Annotated in this window: 20 protein-coding genes and 1 pseudogene; 20 read left to right on the plus strand and 1 reads right to left on the minus strand. The window is 31.1% G+C overall.

What is annotated here, in order from left to right; all coding sequences use genetic code 11:
* The 10 genes from aroE (at position 1) to holA (ending at position 7,830) form a co-directional block, all read left to right on the plus strand.
* Positions 1-810 carry a shikimate dehydrogenase gene (aroE, locus tag EL082_RS05800; RefSeq protein ID WP_015364950.1) on the plus strand — a complete coding sequence of 270 codons (810 nt, stop codon included), beginning with the start codon at positions 1-3 and terminating at the stop codon, positions 808-810.
* Positions 810-1,100, plus strand: coding sequence for a ribosome assembly RNA-binding protein YhbY (yhbY, locus tag EL082_RS05805; protein ID WP_015364951.1), 291 nt, complete (start codon positions 810-812; stop codon positions 1,098-1,100). Before aroE ends, yhbY begins: the two co-directional genes overlap by 1 nt.
* Positions 1,097-1,672, plus strand: coding sequence for a nicotinate-nucleotide adenylyltransferase (locus tag EL082_RS05810; RefSeq protein ID WP_171001914.1), 576 nt, complete (start codon positions 1,097-1,099; stop codon positions 1,670-1,672). Before yhbY ends, EL082_RS05810 begins: the two co-directional genes overlap by 4 nt.
* Positions 1,662-2,246: a bis(5'-nucleosyl)-tetraphosphatase (symmetrical) YqeK gene (yqeK, locus tag EL082_RS05815; RefSeq protein WP_049415802.1), complete on the plus strand. Its 585-nt coding sequence runs from the start codon at positions 1,662-1,664 to the stop codon at positions 2,244-2,246. Before EL082_RS05810 ends, yqeK begins: the two co-directional genes overlap by 11 nt.
* A complete protein-coding gene (rsfS, locus tag EL082_RS05820; RefSeq protein WP_002465663.1) occupies positions 2,247-2,600 on the plus strand; it encodes a ribosome silencing factor in 354 nt (117 codons plus the stop codon).
* A 2-nt stretch (positions 2,601-2,602) separates the two neighbouring features.
* Entirely contained in the window at positions 2,603-3,319 is a 717-nt protein-coding gene (locus tag EL082_RS05825) for a class I SAM-dependent DNA methyltransferase (protein ID WP_002465681.1), read from the plus strand.
* Positions 3,320-3,376: 57 nt separating this feature from the next.
* Positions 3,377-4,048: a helix-hairpin-helix domain-containing protein gene (locus tag EL082_RS05830; RefSeq protein ID WP_002465682.1), complete on the plus strand. Its 672-nt coding sequence runs from the start codon at positions 3,377-3,379 to the stop codon at positions 4,046-4,048.
* 84 nt (positions 4,049-4,132) lie between these two features.
* Positions 4,133-4,594 (plus strand): ComE operon protein 2, encoded by a 462-nt coding sequence (locus tag EL082_RS05835; RefSeq protein ID WP_002465657.1) that lies wholly within the window; start codon positions 4,133-4,135, stop codon positions 4,592-4,594.
* 4 nt (positions 4,595-4,598) lie between these two features.
* Complete coding sequence (locus EL082_RS05840; protein WP_103286292.1) at positions 4,599-6,785, plus strand: DNA internalization-related competence protein ComEC/Rec2; 2,187 nt, start codon at positions 4,599-4,601, stop codon at positions 6,783-6,785.
* A gap of 70 nt (positions 6,786-6,855) precedes the next feature.
* Positions 6,856-7,830, plus strand: coding sequence for a DNA polymerase III subunit delta (gene holA / locus EL082_RS05845; protein WP_002465668.1), 975 nt, complete (start codon positions 6,856-6,858; stop codon positions 7,828-7,830).
* A gap of 72 nt (positions 7,831-7,902) precedes the next feature.
* On the opposite strand, the gene rpsT is transcribed toward holA, so the two are convergent.
* Entirely contained in the window at positions 7,903-8,154 is a 252-nt protein-coding gene (gene rpsT, locus EL082_RS05850) for a 30S ribosomal protein S20 (protein WP_002451849.1), read from the minus strand.
* Between the two features lie 332 nt (positions 8,155-8,486).
* Between rpsT and lepA the strand changes: the two genes are divergently transcribed.
* From lepA to rpsU, 10 genes and pseudogenes are all read left to right on the plus strand, one after another.
* A complete protein-coding gene (gene lepA / locus EL082_RS05855; RefSeq protein WP_002465655.1) occupies positions 8,487-10,310 on the plus strand; it encodes a translation elongation factor 4 in 1,824 nt (607 codons plus the stop codon).
* A 151-nt stretch (positions 10,311-10,461) separates the two neighbouring features.
* Entirely contained in the window at positions 10,462-11,595 is a 1,134-nt protein-coding gene (gene hemW / locus EL082_RS05860) for a radical SAM family heme chaperone HemW (protein ID WP_002465684.1), read from the plus strand.
* Positions 11,596-11,696: 101 nt separating this feature from the next.
* Entirely contained in the window at positions 11,697-12,674 is a 978-nt protein-coding gene (hrcA, locus tag EL082_RS05865; protein ID WP_002465661.1) for a heat-inducible transcriptional repressor HrcA, read from the plus strand.
* Between the two features lie 30 nt (positions 12,675-12,704).
* On the plus strand, positions 12,705-13,346 hold the full coding sequence (grpE, locus tag EL082_RS05870; protein WP_015364954.1) for a nucleotide exchange factor GrpE: 642 nt from the start codon (positions 12,705-12,707) through the stop codon (positions 13,344-13,346).
* A 55-nt stretch (positions 13,347-13,401) separates the two neighbouring features.
* Positions 13,402-15,237, plus strand: a complete 1,836-nt coding sequence (gene dnaK / locus EL082_RS05875) for a molecular chaperone DnaK (RefSeq protein ID WP_049415809.1) — start codon at positions 13,402-13,404, stop codon at positions 15,235-15,237.
* A 140-nt stretch (positions 15,238-15,377) separates the two neighbouring features.
* Positions 15,378-16,513, plus strand: a pseudogene (gene dnaJ / locus EL082_RS05880) (molecular chaperone DnaJ).
* 5 nt (positions 16,514-16,518) lie between these two features.
* The gene (prmA, locus tag EL082_RS05885) at positions 16,519-17,457 is read left to right on the plus strand and encodes a 50S ribosomal protein L11 methyltransferase (RefSeq protein WP_049415812.1); all 939 of its coding nucleotides are present in this window, start codon (positions 16,519-16,521) and stop codon (positions 17,455-17,457) included.
* A gap of 1 nt (position 17,458) precedes the next feature.
* Complete coding sequence (locus tag EL082_RS05890; protein ID WP_002465678.1) at positions 17,459-18,211, plus strand: 16S rRNA (uracil(1498)-N(3))-methyltransferase; 753 nt, start codon at positions 17,459-17,461, stop codon at positions 18,209-18,211.
* 5 nt (positions 18,212-18,216) lie between these two features.
* On the plus strand, positions 18,217-19,563 hold the full coding sequence (gene mtaB / locus EL082_RS05895; protein WP_002465658.1) for a tRNA (N(6)-L-threonylcarbamoyladenosine(37)-C(2))-methylthiotransferase MtaB: 1,347 nt from the start codon (positions 18,217-18,219) through the stop codon (positions 19,561-19,563).
* Between the two features lie 129 nt (positions 19,564-19,692).
* Complete coding sequence (rpsU, locus tag EL082_RS05900) at positions 19,693-19,869, plus strand: 30S ribosomal protein S21 (RefSeq protein ID WP_000048060.1); 177 nt, start codon at positions 19,693-19,695, stop codon at positions 19,867-19,869.
* Positions 19,870-20,001 lie beyond the last annotated feature (132 nt).

A 20,001-nucleotide genomic window follows, 5' to 3' on the forward strand; every position in this document is an offset into this window, starting at 1 on the left:
GTGAAATTTGCAGTAATTGGAGATCCAATTTCACATTCCTTATCACCACTAATGCATAACAAAAATTTTGAGTCGTTAGATTTAAAATTTACTTATGAAGCTGTTAATGTTCCAATTGAAAATTTTAAACATATCAGAGAGATTATTGAAGAAAAACATTTAGATGGTTTCAATATCACTATTCCACATAAAGAAAGAATTATACCTTATTTAGATGAAATTGATGCGCAGTCATCTTCTGTTGGTGCAGTTAATACTGTATTAATTCGTGACGGAAAATGGATAGGTTATAATACAGACGGGATAGGTTATGTTACAGGCTTAAAACAAGTATATAATGATTTAGAAAATGCTTATATTTTAATATTAGGTGCTGGCGGTGCTAGTAAGGGAATAGCGAATGAACTCATTAAGTTTGTTAATACCAAATTAACCGTTGCTAACCGTACGATGAAACGCTTTGAGACATGGGATTTAGAGGTCAATCAAATTTCACTCGAACAAGCGGAATCACATTTAGATGAATTTGATATTATCATCAATACTACACCTGCAGGTATGGATGATAATCAAGATATACCTATTGATTTAAAATACTTAAACCCAGAGACATTAGTAAGTGATATTGTATATATACCATATAAAACGCCTATTTTAATAGCAGCAGAGAACAAAGGTAACCCAATATATAATGGTTTAGATATGTTTGTATATCAAGGAGCTGAAAGTTTTAAAATTTGGACTGGATTACAAGCAGATATAAAGACAATGAAAAAATCAGTTTTAAACAAACTAAAAGGAGTTAAATAATGTTAACAGGAAAACAAAAAAGATATTTACGTAGTTTAGCACACAATACTGATCCCACTTTCCAAATTGGTAAAGGTGGTATTAATGAAAATATGGTAAATCAAATTGATGAAACACTAGAAAAACGTGAGCTAATTAAAATCCATGTTTTACAAAATAATTTTGATGATAAAAATGAACTTGCAACTACATTAAGTGAAGCTACTAATTGTGAAATTGTTCAAGTAATCGGGTCTATGATTGTCTTGTATAGAGAATCCCAAGAAAATAAAGAAATCACTTTACCATAATGCCCAAAAAAGTAATTCTGTATGGTGGACAATTCAACCCGATTCATACTGCACATATGATGGTAGCAAGTGAAGTATTTCATAAAATTCAACCGGATGAATTTTATTTTTTACCTAGTTATATGGCACCTTTAAAAGATCACAAAGATTTCTTGGACGCACCCCAACGAATTAAAATGATTGAATTAGCCATTGATACACTAGGATTTGGTAAAATTAGCTATGAAGAGATAGAAAGAAAAGGACAAAGTTATACGTATGACACGCTTTTATCTCTAATACATTCACAACCCAATTCAGATTTTTATTTCATAATAGGAACCGACCAATATAATCAATTGGATCGGTGGTATAACATCGACGAATTAAAACAATTGATTACCTTTATTGTTGTTAATAGAGAAAAAGAAGTACAACAGGTTGAGGATAATATGATATCTATTACAATTCCACGTATGGATATTAGTTCCTCTATGATACGAGAACGTATTAAAGCTAAACAATCTATTCAAATATTAGTTCCTCAAAGTGTTGAACATTATATTCGAGAGGAAGGATTATATGAAAATTGAAAATGCTAAAGAATTAGTAAAAGCAAAATTACCTGAAAAACGATATAAACATTCATTAAGAGTAGCAGAGACAGCAGTAAAATTAGCAGAGATTTATGATGGAGATAAAGATAAGGCTGAGTTAGCTGGTGTCTTACATGACTACTGTAAATACGATGATTTAAGTACAATGTATCAAGTGGTTAGACAATATGAATTAGAATCTGATTTATTAAGCTATGGTGGCGAAATACTACACGGACCTGTTTGTTCTGCAATAATGGAAAATGATTTTGATGTTAAAGATGAAGAAGTTCTTTTAGCAATCAAATATCATACAACTGGTCGTCAACAAATGACTAAAACTGAGAAATTAGTGTTTATAGCCGACTATATAGAACCTGGTAGAAAGACCCCAGGAGTTGAAGAAATAAGAGATATGGCATACAATCAAGGTAACTTAGATAAAACAATTTATGAAATTTCTAAGCGTACAGTGTTGTTTTTAATTCAAAAAGATATTACGGTTTATGGCGCTACGATTGCTTGTTTAAATTATTATAATTATAGTGATGAAAGAATAAAGGATGATTAAATGAACTCAGACAAATTGTTAAATATTGCTGTAGATGCAGCAGAAAACAAAAAAGCAGAAGATATTATTTCTCTTAATATGCAAGGAATTAGTGATATGACAGATTACTTTGTAGTTTGTCACGGAAATAATGAACGTCAAGTACAATCCATTGCTAGGGCTGTAAAAGAAGCAGTTCATGAACAAGATATTGATGTGAAACGTATGGAAGGCTATCAAGATGCAAGATGGATACTTATTGACTTAGCCAATGTGGTTGTTCATATTTTCCATAAAGACGAAAGACCTTATTATAATATCGAGAAATTATATCAAGATGCACCAATTGAATCATATGGACAGGTTGTTCACTAATTATGTCTCAATATGAAGAAATGAGCTTGGTATATGATCAGCTTACTCGAGATCAACCTTACCATTTATGGTTCGATATAGTTCAATATTATGCACACAATCATCCCGATATACTTGATATTGGATGTGGGACGGGTACACTTACATGCATGCTAAATGAATTAGGTAACATTCACGGTATGGATATTAGTTCTGATATGTTGGCAATTGCTTCTCAAAAGTCTAATCAAATAAATTGGTTAGAAGGCGATATGACACGCTTTGAGTTAGATCATCAATTTGATATCATAACTATATTTTGCGACTCATTAAACTATTTGCCTACTTTTGAAGATGTAGAAAACACATTTATACATGTCTATTCCCATTTAAAAGAGGGAGGATTATTAATCTTTGATGTTCATACTGTAGAAAAAATGAACACGCTATTTAATAATCAAAGTTATATCGATGAAACTGATGATTTGTATTTAGGTTGGGATGCAATTAGAGGTGAAGAACCTTTAAGCGTATATCATCAAATGTCCTTCTTTATTGAACATGAGAACGGTTTATATCAACGATTTGATGAAGAACACTACCAAAGAACATTTGAAAAATCGGTTTATTTAAAATTATTGGACCAATGTGGTTTCAAAATTATTAAAACATTTACCGATTTTGATATGAATTCTGATAATGAACAAGCAGATCGCTTATTTTTTATAGCCCAAAAATAAATTTAAATAAAGTAAAATCACTCTGGCATGCGTTAGTTAGTATGAAAGGGTGATTTTTTGTTATCTAAATTAAATCAATTTAAAACTTACATAGGCAACAACAAAATGTATATTATTATTGGTGCACTGATAATATTTTTGTTGTTACTTTATATTATGAATTCAAATCAATCGGACGATAAATCAGCTTATATAGAATCTACAACTCACAGTTATGTCGATAAAGACAAGCAAAATTTAAAAAAATCAAATATGGCAAAATCGACTAATAAAGAGGAAGGAAAGAAAGATAATCAAGTTATATATGTAGATATTAAAGGTGCAGTGAGGCATCCTAATGTATATAAAATGAATAGTTCGGATAGAATGATTGATATTTTGAATAAAGCTCAATTATTAAAAAATGCCGATACTAAGCAACTCAATTTTTCAGAAAAACTTATAGATCAAAAGTTAATATACGTACCTGAAAAAGGGGAAACAATTGCTAAACAAGTGCAAAGTCAAACTCAACAGACAAGTGGAGATGGAGCTAAGACACCTATTAATTTAAATTCAGCCACAGAAGAACAATTAATGAAAGTACCAGGTATTGGCCCATCTAAAGCAAAAGAAATCATTGAATTTAAAAATCAAAAAGGATCATTTAATAGTATAGATGACTTGAAAAACATCAAAGGTTTTGGTCCAAAAACATTCGAAAAACTCAAAGAATATTTTACTGTTTAATCATAATTGCATTTGCAATATCGTTTTAAAATGATTAAGCTATAATTATTATTTTAATTATGTACGATGGAGGCACAGAACATCATGGAGAGAATCAAATGGGAAGAATACTTTATGGCACAAAGCCACTTGTTAGCATTAAGATCAACTTGTCAAAGATTATCAGTAGGTGCCACGATTGTGAAAGATAATCGTATTATCGCTGGTGGTTACAATGGTTCAGTTGCTGGTGAAGTTCATTGTATAGATGAAGGGTGTTTAATTGAGGATGGACATTGTATTCGCACTATTCATGCTGAAATGAATGCATTGTTACAATGTGCAAAACAAGGTGTTTCTACAGAAGGTGCAACAATTTATGTTACACATTTCCCTTGTTTGAATTGCACTAAATCTATTATTCAAGCTGGTATTAAAACTATATACTATGCTGAAGATTATCATAATCATGAATATGCTATGCAGTTATTAGATCAGTCTGGTATAGAGTACAAAAAAATACCTTTCTCACCTGAATATGTAGCTCAATATTTAACACAAGGCTAAGTCATTGTTTTATATTGCATTATCTTTTTTAGTAGGGATTCTATGGTTATCTAACCGTGTATTCTCTACTTTTATATTATGTTGTCTTTTATTTATACTAATGCGTAAGAAATTATTGAAAAGATATGTTTTAGCCGTATTTATCTTCATTTTAATAAGTTTGGTCACATTAAACACTTCTAATGATAAAAAGTATCAAGAAGAACAATATCTATATAAAAATAGAATCATAATCGATAATGTGTCTATTATTAAGTGGAATAAAAAATTGGTGTCATATAGGGGGATTCTTAGCTGGAAGGGAAACAAATATAAGTATATATATAAAACCAAAGATATAAATAAACCCATAAATATCGAAAATCAAACCTGTTTGATAAAAGGTGAATTCTCTTTAAACAATACTTCTCAACCATTTATATTTATTAGCCAAGTCGATTTAAGCAGTTGTCAATCCAACAAGACTCTTTCTTTTATAACTAATTATCAAAGTTATATTCATAATCAAATGCAAAAGTCTCATAATATTTATTATGATCGAATATTAGCCTTAATATCCGGAGATACTAGTGTATTAAATCCAATGTTTATAGAAGATGTAAAAGAAATAGGTATTTATCATTTACTTGCAGTAAGTGGTTCACATGTAGCTGCAATAATATATTTGATATATCAGATATTTGTTAGATTCAATACGCCCATTATTATCATTAAGTCAGTACTTCTTATACTTTTACCTCTTTATGCTTTATATACCGATTTTGCCCCTAGTGCGGTTAGAGCTATTTTAGCTGCTATCATTTTACTTTTACTTCCTAAATCTTTAAAAATAAATCCACTTGAATTGTTGTCTATCGTTTTTATTTTAATGTTTTTTATTAATCCACAAATAGTCTATGATATTGGTTTTCAATTTTCATTCCTCATTTCACTATTTCTAGTGATATCCTCACCTTTATTAAAACAATTATCCGGATTAAAACTAATAATTGAAGTTACATTTATTGCACAACTTGGTGCCTTACTCATTAGCATCTATCATTTTAATCAAATACAATGGATTGGTTTAATTTCTAATTTAGTTTTTGTACCTTTTTATAGTTTCTTTATATTTCCATTAGCTATTCTGTTTTATATTCTTTCTCATTTTACTATTCATTTAAGTATTTTAAATGCTATTATTAGCGTTATTTTTAAATTACATGATTGTTTAGTATCTATATTTTTAAAGTTAAAGTATCTAAGAATTTTTGTACCAGACCTTAGTATAATTAGCTTAATTTTTATTATGATATTCACATTTCTATCTTTGTTTTTATTTGTTAAAAAGCATTTTATTAAAGCTACGCTTATTATATGTATGGGTATTTTTCTTATCATATATTACTCTAGTAGTACTGAAGGGCAATTAACTATGTTAGATGTCGGACAAGGAGACAGTATATTATTTCAAACTGATAGTAAACAAAATATTATGATTGATACTGGAGGGAAACGATCGGAAAATCATAAGCAACCTAACTTTAATATTTCGAAGTACAAAACAATTCCGAGTTTAAAATCAAAAGGTATTTCTAAAATAGATTATCTTATTATTTCTCATCCTCATCTCGACCATATGGGGGAATTACCCTATTTAGCATCTCATATTAATATTAAGAACATCATTTTATTTAAAGATAGTTTTTCTAGATCAGAATTATATAATATAGAGAAAATCAGTAATACCAATCATATAAATGTATTAGACGCTAATCGATTACATACACTAAATTTAAAAGATACAACACTTCGATTTTTGGATACATATATAAAAGATAGTGATGATAAAAATGAGCAGTCCATTGTTATCCTTTTATCATATAAACATAAAAATATATTGTTAACAGGTGATATGACTATTCAAAACGAAACGTTACTTCTACAACGTTATCAATTACCTAAAATTGATATTTTAAAAGTAGCACACCATGGTAGTAAAACGAGTAGTTCTTCGAATTTAATTGAGTTGATCAAGCCAGAAATCAGTCTCATATCGAGCGGTAGAGGTAATAAATATCAATTACCTAATCAAGAAGTGATTCAAAGACTATACGAAAATGGTAGTAAAGTATATGATACTCAAATAAATGGAGAGATAACCGTTAAGCTAAATTCAGATTTAAATATTACTACGAATCAAACTAATTAAATGACTAGTGATTGATGCTTGTATCATGATATAATTTTATAATGTGAACTAATTTGAAAGGGTGTAATATATGTCTGATAATATCATTACGGTATATGGAGAAGTGCCAGACCTAGTAGAGAAAAAAAGTTCTGAAATGATCAATAAATACTTACAGACAGAGAAAGACGACTTTAATTTTATAAAGTTTAATTTATACGAAACAGAAATTACACCAATCATTGAAGAAACTTTGACTATGCCGTTTTTTTCAGACAAAAAGGCTATTTTAGTTAAGAATGCATACGTATTTACTGGAGAAAAAGTAACTAAGGAATTAAATCAAAATACTGACCAATTAATAGAATTCCTAGAGAAATATGATGGTGATAACCTTATAATATTTGAAGTTTACCAAAATAAATTAGATGAGCGAAAGAAACTAACTAAAGCACTTAAAAAAAATGGTCAACTTAAAAAAGTAGAGCAAATGTCTGAAGAAGAAATAAAAAAATGGATACAGTCTAAACTGAATGAGAATTATAAAGATATTAAACAAGATGCACTTAATTTGTTTATAGAATTAACAGGAGTTAATTTTAATATTGTTTCTCAAGAACTAGATAAACTCATGCTATTTTTAGGTGATAGACCTACAATCAATAAAGATGATGTTCATCAAATTATTAATCGAAGTTTGGAACAAAATGTGTTTTTATTAACTGAATATATTCAAAAGCGTCAAAAAAACAAAGCGATTCAATTAGTTAAAGATTTAATAAATATGAAGGAAGAACCAATTAAATTACTTGCTCTTATTACAAGTAATTATAGGTTGTATTATCAATGCAAGATTTTAAATCAAAAAGGCTATAGCGGGCAACAAATTGCTAAAACAGTCAATGTTCATCCTTATAGGGTTAAATTGGCATTAGGTCAGGTCCGTCATTATCAATTGGAAGACTTATTGAATATCATTAATTCTTGTGCTGAAACCGATTATAAATTGAAATCTTCATATATGGATAAACACCTTATATTAGAATTGTTTATTTTATCATTATAACTATGAGTTTAAATACCTATACACAAATAAAAGCTAGTTCAACCAAATAGGTGAACTAGCTTTTATTGATTATTATTTGTTAGCGCTCATCAATTGTGATTTTACGCGGTCAGCTTTGTTTGAGTGGATTAAGTTGCTTTGAGCAGCTTTATCTAATTGCTTAATTGCAAAGCTTACTAATTCATTTTTGTTATCGGCATTTGTCTCAATAGCTGATTTCGCACGTTTAACTGCTGTACGCATAGTATTTTTCTTAGAAATATTACGCTCTTCAGCTGTTTGAGTTGTTTTAACACGTTTAACTGCAGATTTAATGTTTGGCATTACTGTCACCTCCTAAAAGTGAACTAACTTATCAAATTTAATTATATTTGATTACAACAAGAAATATTTTATCAAATGTACTACCTTTGTGCAATCATTTATTTAATGCGTATCTTAATGAATGAATATCACATTATAGTATTGGAATTAAGTTCGTAACACTTTATAATAAAGTATGCATTAATAATACTTAAACCAATATAAGTATTAGTTTATCAAAGTAATTGATTTATTTAAACGTTTAATTAGAAGTTTGCAATTGCAATTTAAAAACGTTATCATATCAAAGATATACAAATACGGGTTACTAATATGAAAGTGAGAAGGATACAATGGATAAGCAAGAACGTTTTAATAGAAGAGAGAAAATTAGAAATTTCTCCATTATTGCTCATATAGACCACGGTAAATCTACTCTAGCAGATAGAATCCTTGAAAATACAAAATCAGTTGAAACAAGAGATATGCAAGATCAATTGTTAGATTCAATGGATTTAGAAAGAGAACGTGGTATTACAATTAAATTAAATGCTGTACGTTTAAAATACGAAGCTAAAGATGGAGAAACATACACATTCCACTTAATTGATACACCAGGGCACGTCGATTTTACATATGAAGTATCTCGTTCATTAGCAGCATGTGAAGGAGCTATTTTAGTTGTAGATGCCGCTCAAGGTATAGAAGCACAAACTTTAGCTAACGTTTATTTAGCTTTAGATAATAATTTAGAACTATTACCTGTAGTTAATAAAATTGACCTACCAGCAGCTGAACCTGATAGAGTTAAACAAGAGTTAGAAGATGTGATTGGTTTAGATCAAGACGATGTCGTTCTAGCTAGTGCCAAATCTAATATCGGTATAGAAGAAATTCTAGAAAAGATTGTTGAGGTTGTACCAGCACCCGATGGTGATCCAGATGCACCATTGAAAGCTTTAATTTTTGACTCTGAATATGATCCTTATAGAGGTGTAATTTCATCTATTCGTGTTATAGATGGGGTAGTCAAAGCAGGGGACAAGATTAAAATGATGGCTACCGGTAAAGAATTCGAAGTTACTGAGGTTGGAATTAATACACCTAAGCAATTACCAGTCGACGAATTAACTGTTGGTGATGTTGGCTATATTATTGCTAGTATTAAAAATGTTGATGATTCGCGTGTTGGTGATACGATTACACTTGCAAACCGACCTGCTGAACAACCATTACAAGGGTATAAGAAAATGAATCCAATGGTTTATTGTGGACTCTTCCCAATTGATAATAAAAATTATAATGATTTGCGTGAAGCACTTGAAAAACTACAATTAAACGATGCTTCATTAGAATTCGAACCTGAGTCATCTCAAGCACTTGGATTTGGCTATAGAACTGGATTTTTAGGTATGTTACACATGGAAATCATTCAAGAAAGAATCGAACGAGAATTTGGAATTGAATTGATTGCGACAGCACCATCTGTAATTTACCAATGTATCTTAAAAGATGGTTCAGAAGTTACAGTTGATAACCCTGCGCAAATGCCTGAACGTGATAGAATTGAAAAGATATACGAACCATACGTTCGTGCAACTATGATGGTGCCGAATGATTATGTTGGTGCAGTTATGGAACTATGTCAACGTAAGCGTGGACAATTCGTTAATATGGATTATTTAGATGACATTCGAGTTAACATTGTTTATGAAATTCCATTATCTGAAGTAGTATTTGATTTCTTTGATCAACTTAAATCCAATACAAAAGGATATGCTTCGTTTGACTATGAATTCATTGAAAATAAAGAAAGTGACCTAGTTAAAATGGACATATTGCTTAATGGTGAAAAAGTTGATGCATTAAGCTTTATCGTGCATAAAGAATTTGCTTACGATAGAGGAAAAGCATTAGTTGAAAAACTAAAAACATTAATTCCAAGACAGCAATTTGAAGTTCCAGTACAAGCAGCGATTGGTCAAAAAATTGTTGCACGAACAAACATTAAATCCATGGGTAAAAATGTACTTTCTAAATGTTACGGCGGAGACATTAGCCGTAAACGTAAATTATTAGAAAAACAAAAAGCCGGTAAAGCTAAAATGAAAGCTGTTGGTAACGTGGAAATTCCGCAAGATGCATTCCTTGCAGTACTAAAAATGGACGAAGAATAATCTTGAAATTGTAAACACTTATTTAAATTTGTGTTAGATATAAAAAGCTAAGTATTTGAACTGAGGTGGGAAAAGAATGATGTTTCTGAAACTAATTCTATCCCGCCTCTAATTTTTTATAATTTTAAACCATAATTTTGGAGGAGTTAAAGTGACAATACAAAGCGCATATATTCATATACCTTTTTGCGTTCGCATATGTACTTACTGTGACTTCAACAAGTATTTTATCGATAAGCAACCAGTTGATGAATATTTAGATGCATTAATTTTAGAGATGGAACGACGTACCCAAAATGCTAATACGAAATTAAAAACAATGTATGTAGGTGGAGGTACTCCAACAGCTCTCAATATAGACCAATTAAATAAATTCTTATCAGCAATTAATAGAATTTTCACTATTGAAGGTGAATTTAGTTTTGAAGCGAACCCTGATGAATTAACATTCGAAAAAGTAAAATTACTTAAAGCATTTGGTGTGAATCGAGTATCTATGGGAGTACAAACATTTAAACCTGAATTGTTAGAAATTCTTGGAAGAACACACAAAACAGAAGATATCTATGATGCTGTAAGAAATGCTAGAGATGCCGGGATCGAATCTATTAGTTTGGACTTAATGTATCATTTACCTCAACAAACCTTAGAGGATTTTGAAAAAAGTTTGAATTTAGCTATGAAAATGGATATTGATCATATCTCAAGTTATGGATTAATTCTAGAGCCCAAAACTCAATTTTATAACATGTATAGAAAAGGTCATTTAAAATTGCCTAATGAAGATTTAGGCGCAGAAATGTATCAGACTTTAATGCATAAAATTGAAGACTCAAAATTCCATCAATACGAAATTTCAAATTTTGCTATAGAAGGTCATGAGTCAGAGCATAATAAGGTATATTGGTTAAATGAAGAATACTATGGTTTCGGAGCAGGAGCGAGTGGTTATACAAATGGCGTACGTTATACAAATGTAAATCCTGTCAATCACTATATAAAAGCTATTGCTAATCAAGAAGAACCCATATTAACAGAGACACGTCCAACTACAAACGAACAAATGGAAGAAGAAATGTTTCTAGGATTAAGGTTAAATTGCGGTGTTAACAAAAATAAATTCAATGAAAAATTTAATACAACGATCGACCGAATATTTGGTCAAACTATTATTGAGTTAAAAAATAGAAAGTTAATTGAAGAAACTCAAGATTATATTTATCTAACCGAAAGAGGAAAAGTCATTGGTAATGAGGTTTTTGAAGCATTTTTATTAAATAGTTAAAATAAATTTAAAATTCTAGAGCTTTAACATTGACTTACTTTGACCAATTTGATAAATTATAATTAGCACTTGAGAGAAAAGAGTGCTAATGAGGTGAAAACATGATAACAGATAGACAATTAAGCATTTTAAATGCAATTGTTGAAGATTATGTTGATTATGGACAACCCATTGGTTCTAAAACACTGATCGATCGTCACAATTTAAATGTAAGTCCTGCGACGATACGTAACGAAATGAAACAACTTGAGGATATGAATTTCATTGAGAAAGTCCATACTTCCTCGGGACGTTCACCATCTGAATTAGGTTTTAGATATTATGTTAATCAATTATTAGAACAAACATCTCATCAAAATTCAAACAAAATTCAACGTTTAAATCAATTAATGGTTGAGAATCATTATGATACATCATCTGCTTTGTCTTACTTCGCAAATGAATTATCAATGATGTCTCAATATGCAACGTTGGTTGTTCGTCCTAATCATAATCAAGATATTATAAATAATATTCATTTGATTCGTGCTAATACACATTTAGTGATTATGGTTATCGTATTTTCATCAGGTCATGTTGAAAATGTGCATCTAACATCCGAACTACCTTTAACCAATGATGAATTAAATAAAATATCAAACTTCTTGTCACAACAATATGATGAGTTAGTTAAAGGTCAGATTGAAGAGATAGATAGATTTGCACAAGATCAAAATGAAGCTCATTTTATTAAACAACTAATTAAAATGATGAATTTACACATTTCCAATCAAAGTAATAGCATTTACATGGGTGGAAAGGTTAAACTGATTGATGCATTGAATGAATCAAATGTATCTTCAATTCAACCCATCCTGCAATATATCGAATCAAATCGAATTGTAGAGCTATTAGATGATATATCTACATCTCATATCAATGTAAAAATTGGTAAAGAGATAGATGAAAATTTAAGCGATATATCCATCGTAACAACTCAGTATCACTTTGATGAGAAACTCAAAGGTCAAATTGCGGTTATTGGACCAACTGCGATGCATTATCAAAATGTGATTCAATTACTCAACCAAATTTGGTAATGTAATTAGAATTGTATTGGAGGGCACAAAATGACAGAAAAAGACGAATCAGTGAAACAAAATGCTGAATCACAAACAGAAGAAACAACAGAAAACAACTCTGAAGAAGCATCTAATTCAGTAGAAAACACTGAATCTAATAATTCGCAAGATGTTGAAACAAATGAAGAAGCGACAAATAAGGATGCTTCAAATGAAGATGATGAAAATGTAGATCCAAAAGATCAAGAAATTGAACGTTTGCAACAATTAGCAAATGATAATGAAGAAAAATATTTAAGATTATATGCAGAATTCGAAAATTATAAACGTCGAATTCAAAATGAAAACAAAATCAATAAAACCTATCAAGCTCAAGGCGTCTTAACTGACATATTACCAACAATTGATAATATTGAACGCGCACTTCAAATTGAAGGAGATAATGATTCATTTAAATCACTTCAAAAAGGTGTTCAAATGGTACATGAAAGCCTATTAAGAGCTCTGAAAGATAATGGTCTTGAAGAAATTGAATCTGAAGGTCAATCTTTTGATCCAAATGTACATCAAGCTGTAGTTCAAGATGATAATCCTGAATATGAATCAGGTGTTATCACACAAGAATTACAAAAAGGGTACAAATTAAAAGATAGAGTATTAAGACCATCAATGGTTAAAGTAAACCAATAAAAATTGGCGAAAAAACATTGAACAAAATGATTAATCAAAATGGAGGAATTTTATTATGAGTAAAGTAATCGGTATAGACTTAGGAACAACAAACTCTTGTGTATCAGTATTAGAAGGAGACGAACCAAAAGTAATTCAAAACCCTGAGGGTGCACGTACTACTCCATCAGTAGTTGCATTTAAAAATGGCGAAACTCAAGTTGGTCAAGTAGCTAAAAGACAAGCAATCACTAACCCAAATACTGTACAGTCAATCAAACGTCATATGGGTACAGATTATAAAGTAGATATTGAAGGTAAATCATATACACCTCAAGAAATTTCAGCAATGATTTTACAAAACTTAAAAAATACTGCTGAAAGTTATTTAGGCGATAAAGTTGAAAAAGCTGTAATTACAGTTCCAGCTTACTTCAATGATGCTGAACGTCAAGCAACTAAAGATGCTGGTAAAATTGCTGGATTAGAAGTAGAACGTATCATTAACGAACCTACTGCAGCAGCATTAGCATATGGTTTAGATAAAACTGAACAAGATCAAAAAGTATTAGTATTTGACTTAGGTGGCGGTACTTTCGACGTTTCAATCCTAGAATTAGGTGACGGTGTATTCGAAGTACTTTCTACAGCAGGTGATAATAAACTAGGTGGGGATGACTTTGACCAAGTTATTATCGACTACTTAGTTTCTGAATTCAAAAAAGAAAACGGTGTAGATTTATCACAAGATAAAATGGCATTACAACGTCTTAAAGATGCAGCAGAAAAAGCTAAAAAAGACTTATCAGGCGTATCTCAAACACAAATTTCATTACCATTCATCTCTGCAGGAGAAAGTGGTCCATTACACTTAGAAATCAACTTAACTCGTTCAAAATTTGAAGAATTAGCAGATTCATTAATTAAACGTACAATGGAACCAACTCGTCAAGCTATGAAAGATGCTGGATTATCAAATTCTGATATCGATGAAGTAATCTTAGTTGGTGGTTCAACACGTATTCCAGCAGTTCAAGATGCAGTTAAAAAAGAAATTGGTAAAGATCCACATAAAGGTGTTAACCCAGACGAAGTTGTTGCAATGGGTGCAGCAATTCAAGGTGGCGTAATCACTGGCGATGTTAAAGACGTAGTATTATTAGACGTAACGCCATTATCATTAGGTATTGAAATTATGGGTGGTCGTATGAATACGTTAATTGAACGTAATACAACAATCCCAACTTCAAAATCACAAGTATATTCTACAGCGGCTGATAATCAACCAGCAGTAGATATCCACGTATTACAAGGTGAACGTCCAATGGCGTCAGACAATAAAACACTTGGTAGATTCCAATTAACTGATATTCCACCAGCACCACGTGGTGTACCTCAAATCGAAGTGACTTTCGATATCGATAAAAACGGTATTGTTAACGTAACTGCTAAAGACTTAGGTACTAATAAAGAACAAAATATTACAATCCAATCAAGTTCTTCATTATCAGATGATGAAATCGATCGTATGGTTAAAGACGCAGAAGAAAATGCTGAAGCAGATAAAAAACGTCGTGAAGAAGTAGACTTAAGAAACGAAGCAGATAGCTTAGTATTCCAAGTAGAAAAAACAATCAATGATTTAGGTGAAAATATCGGTGAAGATGATAAGAAAAATGCTGAAGATAAAAAAGATGCATTAAAATCAGCACTTGAAGGTGAAGATATCGACGATATTAAAGCTAAAAAAGAAGAGCTTGAAAAAGTTGTTCAAGATTTATCAGCTAAAGTATATCAACAGGCTCAACAAGCACAACAACAAGCTCAAGGTGCAGCTGGTGAACAAAACCAAGATAGCACTGTTGAAGATGCAGAATTTAAAGAAGTTAAAGATGACGAAGATAAAAAATAATATCTAATTCAATTGAATTAACTTCTTGCAAAGCTATTAAAAAAGTCAAAGTCAATTGCACATTGGCTTTGGCTTTTTATTTGGATAGTTAATATGAATTAGTTAAACTAATCTTGTTAGTATAAAAAGGAGAGGTTACTGTGGCCAAAAGAGATTATTATGAGGTCTTAGGAGTAAGTAAAGGTGCTTCTAAAGACGAAATTAAAAAAGCTTACAGAAAATTATCGAAAAAATATCATCCCGACATCAATAAAGAAGAAGGCGCAGATGAAAAATTTAAAGAAATATCTGAAGCATATGAAGTGTTAAGTGATGATAATAAAAGAGCAAATTATGATCAATTCGGACATGCTGGCGCTCAAGGTGGTTTCGGTAGTCAAGGCTTTGGCGGAGGCGACTTTGGCGGATTTAGTGGAGGTGGCTTCGAAGATATTTTCAGTTCATTCTTCGGCGGTGCCTCAAGACAACGTGATCCTAATGCACCACGTAAAGGTGATGACCTACAATATACGATGACTATCACATTTGACGAAGCAGTATTCGGTGGTAAAAAGAAATTTCAATTCGCAAAGATGTCACTTGTCATACATGTGATGGTGAAGGTGCAAAACCTGGAACTAATAAGAAAACATGTAGTTATTGTAACGGAGCAGGATCAGTTTCAGTAGAACAAAATACGATTCTAGGTAGAGTTAGAACAGAACAAGTTTGTCCTAAATGTGAAGGTAGCGGTCAAGAGTTTGAAGAACCATGTCCAACATGTCATGGTAAAGGAACTGAAAATAAAACAGTCAAATTAGAAGTCACTATCCCTGAAGGTGTTGATAATGAACAACAAATACGTCTTGCTGGCGAAGGTTCTCCAGGTGTTAACGGTGGTCCTAGTGGCGACTTATATGTTGTTTTCAGAGTTAAACCTTCTGAAGTATTCAAACGTGATGGCGATGATATTTATTATGATTTAAATATTAGTTTCCCTCAAGCCGCATTAGGTGATGAAGTTAAAATCCCTACTTTAAATAGTAATGTCGTATTAACAATTCCTGCAGGTACACAAACTGGAAAACAATTCCGCCTAAAAGATAAAGGTATTAAAAATGTACACGGATATGGACATGGTGACTTATTTGTTAATATTAAGGTGCTAACACCAACTAAAATGACGGAACGTCAAAAAGAATTAATGAAAGAATTTGCAGATATAAATGGTGAAGAATTAACTGAGCAACCATCTAATTTTAAAGATAAAGCAAAAAGATTCTTTAAAGGAGAATAAAAATAATGAATTGGACGGAACTATCAATCGTAGTAAACCATGATGTTGAATATTTGGTTACAGATATACTAGAAAATTATGGATCAAATGGAGTAGTTATAGAAGATTCCAATGACTTAACCAATCCACCAGAAGATAAATTTGGCGAGATTTACGAATTAAATAGCGAAGATTATCCATCAGAAGGTGTTAGATTAAAAGCTTACTTTAATGAAATGACCTTTGATGATACAATGCTATCTAATATAGAGAAGGACATTTTATCGCTACAAGATATCGATCAGAACATTTTAAATATTTCACATCAAACAATTGCAGAAGCAGATTGGGAAAATGAATGGAAAAATTATTTTCATCCTTTCAGAGCATCTGAAACATTTACGATTGTTCCTAGTTGGGAAACCTATACTAAAGAATCAGCAAATGAACTTTGTATAGAATTAGACCCTGGAATGGCTTTTGGTACTGGAGATCATCCCACAACAAGTATGTGTTTAAAAGCAATTGAGCACTTTGTAGAGCCTCAACATTCTGTAATCGATGTAGGTACTGGGTCAGGTATTTTAAGTATTGCAAGTCACTTGATTGGTGTTAAAAGAATTAAAGCTTTAGATATCGATGAGATGGCAGTCAATGTAGCCAAAGAGAATTTCGAAAAGAATCATTGTTTAAACGCGATCGAAGCAGTTCCTGGCAATTTGTTAAAAGATGAAAAAGAACATTTTGATATAGTTATTGCAAATATTTTAGCTCATATTATTGATGAAATGATAGAAGACGCTTATAATACAGTCAATGAAGATGGTTATTTTATAACTTCCGGTATTATTGAAGAAAAATACGAAGATATTGAATCACATATGAAGCGTGTAGGTTTTAAAATTATTTCAGTTCAACATGACAACGGTTGGGTTTGTATCGTTGGTCAGAAAGTGAGTGACTAATTTGCAAAGATATTTTATCAATCAAAACGCTGATGAAAGTCAGCGTTTTTTTATTACAAATAAAGAAGATATACATCATATTAAGAATGTGATGAGACATAGTGAAGGCCAACTGATAGTCATCACATTTAATGATCAAAATGTCTATACATGTAAAATCATCCATTTAGCAGATCAAGAAGTAGAAGTTGAATTAATAGAAAAGCAAGATATTGATACTGAGTTACCGCAGCATATTACGATATGCAGTGGGTTAATTAAAGCAGATAAATACGAATGGATGATTCAAAAGGCAACTGAACTAGGTGCTAGTGGATTTATAGCTGTTGAAATGCAACGTTCTATAGTTAAATTAAATCATACAAAGGTGTCAAAAAAGCTTGAAAGATGGCAAAAAATTATAAAAGAAGCGGCTGAACAAAGTTATCGATTAACTATTCCACATATCAGTTATCTATCGAATTCAAAGTCAATTTGTGATATTATAAATCAGTATGATTATGTCCTTGTTGCTTATGAAGAAGAAGCTAAACATGGTGAAATCAGTCATTTTAAGCATATGTTAAAGCAATTTAAGCCACAAGATCGTGTATTACTTATATTTGGTCCTGAAGGCGGACTATCTGATGAAGAAGTGTCAATGTTAAAATCTCATTCACAGTTAGTTGGTTTAGGACCAAGAATTTTACGGGCAGAAACAGCGCCATTATATACATTAGGCGCATTAAGTTATGAAAAAGAATTAATGGGGTGAACAATATGTCCACAGTTGCGTTTCACACTTTAGGTTGTAAAGTTAACCACTATGAAACAGAAGCAATTTGGCAATTATTTAAGGAAGCAGATTACGAGCGAGTTGATTTTGAAACAAATGCAGATGTATTTGTTATCAATACTTGTACTGTAACTAATACTGGTGATAAAAAAAGTAGACAAATCATTAGAAGAGCAATCAGAAAAAATCCAGACGCTGTCGTTTGTGTTACTGGTTGCTATGCGCAAACATCTTCAGCAGAAATTATGGAGATTCCTGGCGTAGATGTCGTAGTAGGAACACAAGATAGACATAAATTACTAGATTATATAGATGAGTTCCAAAAAGAACGTCAACCAATTAATGGTGTAGGTAACATCATGAAAAACCGTAAATATGAAGAATTAGATGTACCATACTTCACAGATAGAACAAGAGCATCCTTAAAAATACAAGAAGGTTGTAATAATTTCTGTACATTCTGTATTATTCCATGGGCACGTGGTTTAATGAGATCAAGAGATCCTGAAAAAGTTGTAGAACAAGCTACAACATTAGTTAACGCGGGTTATAAAGAAATTGTTTTAACTGGTATCCATACAGGTGGATATGGTCAAGATCTTAAGAATTACAACTTAGCACAATTATTAAGAGATTTAGATCAAGTGGATGGTTTAGAACGTATTCGTATTTCTTCTATTGAAGCAAGTCAACTGACTGATGAAGTCATTGATGTCTTAGAACGTTCAAACAAAATCGTAAGACATTTACATGTACCGTTGCAATCTGGTTCTGATACGGTTCTTAAACGTATGAGACGTAAATACACTATGGAACATTTCTCTGAAAGAATTACTAAACTACATGAAGCATTACCAGATGTTGCAATAACGAGTGATGTTATCGTAGGTTTCCCTGGTGAAACTGAAGAAGAATTTCAAGAAACGTATGACTTTATTGTTAAACATAAATTTTCTGAATTACACGTTTTCCCATATTCATCTAGAATTGGAACACCAGCAGCAAGAATGGACGATCAAATTGATGAAGAAATCAAAAATGAACGTGTTCACAAATTAATTGCATTAAGTGATCAACTTGCAAAAGAGTATGCTTCAAAATTTGAAGACGAAGTACTAGAAGTTATTCCTGAAGAAAAAGGCGAAAAACCAAATACATTAGTAGGATATGCTGATAATTACATGAAAGTAGAATTTGAAGGTTCTGAAGATTTAATTGGTCAAATTATTAAAGTAAAAATTCAAAAAGCTGATTATCCTTTAAACTACGGGAAAGCTATCCGTATCGTAGAACATGCAACAAATAAATCAGAACATGAAGTACTAGTTTAATTATTTTAAAAATATAAATTTTAGTAATTGACCGGATATTGGAGATATATTATACTAATTAAAGCATAGTTTTACCTATGCACTTGAATATATAAATTTCCGTTGATATTTGGAGGGAGGGAAATACAGATGTCTAAAACAGTAGTACGTAAAAATGAATCACTTGAAGATGCTTTACGTCGATTTAAGCGTTCAGTTTCAAAAAGTGGTACTATCCAAGAAGTACGTAAACGTGAATTTTACGAAAAACCTAGTGTTAAACGTAAAAAGAAATCAGAAGCTGCACGTAAACGTAAATTCAAATAATTAATAACTCTGTTGACTCCCTCAACAAGAATGTTAATTATAAATATGAAACACCTCAGTTTGTAATCTGAGGTGTTTTTTGTTTGCTTTTTACAGTAAATTAAATTCATTGTTTATAACAAATCCCTCTGT

Source organism: Staphylococcus warneri (assembly GCF_900636385.1).
Lineage (GTDB): Bacteria > Bacillota > Bacilli > Staphylococcales > Staphylococcaceae > Staphylococcus > Staphylococcus warneri.

What these genes read in the sequence shown, in the direction of transcription:
- yhbY (WP_015364951.1), top strand. Translation starts at nt 810, where the DNA reads ATGTTAACAGGAAAACAAAAAAGATATTTACGTAGTTTAGCACACAAT.
- yqeK (WP_049415802.1), top strand. Translation starts at nt 1,662, where the DNA reads ATGAAAATTGAAAATGCTAAAGAATTAGTAAAAGCAAAATTACCTGAA.
- rsfS (WP_002465663.1), top strand. Translation starts at nt 2,247, where the DNA reads ATGAACTCAGACAAATTGTTAAATATTGCTGTAGATGCAGCAGAAAAC.
- EL082_RS05825 (WP_002465681.1), top strand. Translation starts at nt 2,603, where the DNA reads ATGTCTCAATATGAAGAAATGAGCTTGGTATATGATCAGCTTACTCGA.
- EL082_RS05835 (WP_002465657.1), top strand. Translation starts at nt 4,133, where the DNA reads ATGGAGAGAATCAAATGGGAAGAATACTTTATGGCACAAAGCCACTTG.
- holA (WP_002465668.1), top strand. Translation starts at nt 6,856, where the DNA reads ATGTCTGATAATATCATTACGGTATATGGAGAAGTGCCAGACCTAGTA.
- rpsT (WP_002451849.1), bottom strand. Translation starts at nt 8,154, where the DNA reads ATGCCAAACATTAAATCTGCAGTTAAACGTGTTAAAACAACTCAAACA.
- lepA (WP_002465655.1), top strand. Translation starts at nt 8,487, where the DNA reads ATGGATAAGCAAGAACGTTTTAATAGAAGAGAGAAAATTAGAAATTTC.
- hrcA (WP_002465661.1), top strand. Translation starts at nt 11,697, where the DNA reads ATGATAACAGATAGACAATTAAGCATTTTAAATGCAATTGTTGAAGAT.
- grpE (WP_015364954.1), top strand. Translation starts at nt 12,705, where the DNA reads ATGACAGAAAAAGACGAATCAGTGAAACAAAATGCTGAATCACAAACA.
- dnaK (WP_049415809.1), top strand. Translation starts at nt 13,402, where the DNA reads ATGAGTAAAGTAATCGGTATAGACTTAGGAACAACAAACTCTTGTGTA.
- prmA (WP_049415812.1), top strand. Translation starts at nt 16,519, where the DNA reads ATGAATTGGACGGAACTATCAATCGTAGTAAACCATGATGTTGAATAT.
- mtaB (WP_002465658.1), top strand. Translation starts at nt 18,217, where the DNA reads ATGTCCACAGTTGCGTTTCACACTTTAGGTTGTAAAGTTAACCACTAT.
- rpsU (WP_000048060.1), top strand. Translation starts at nt 19,693, where the DNA reads ATGTCTAAAACAGTAGTACGTAAAAATGAATCACTTGAAGATGCTTTA.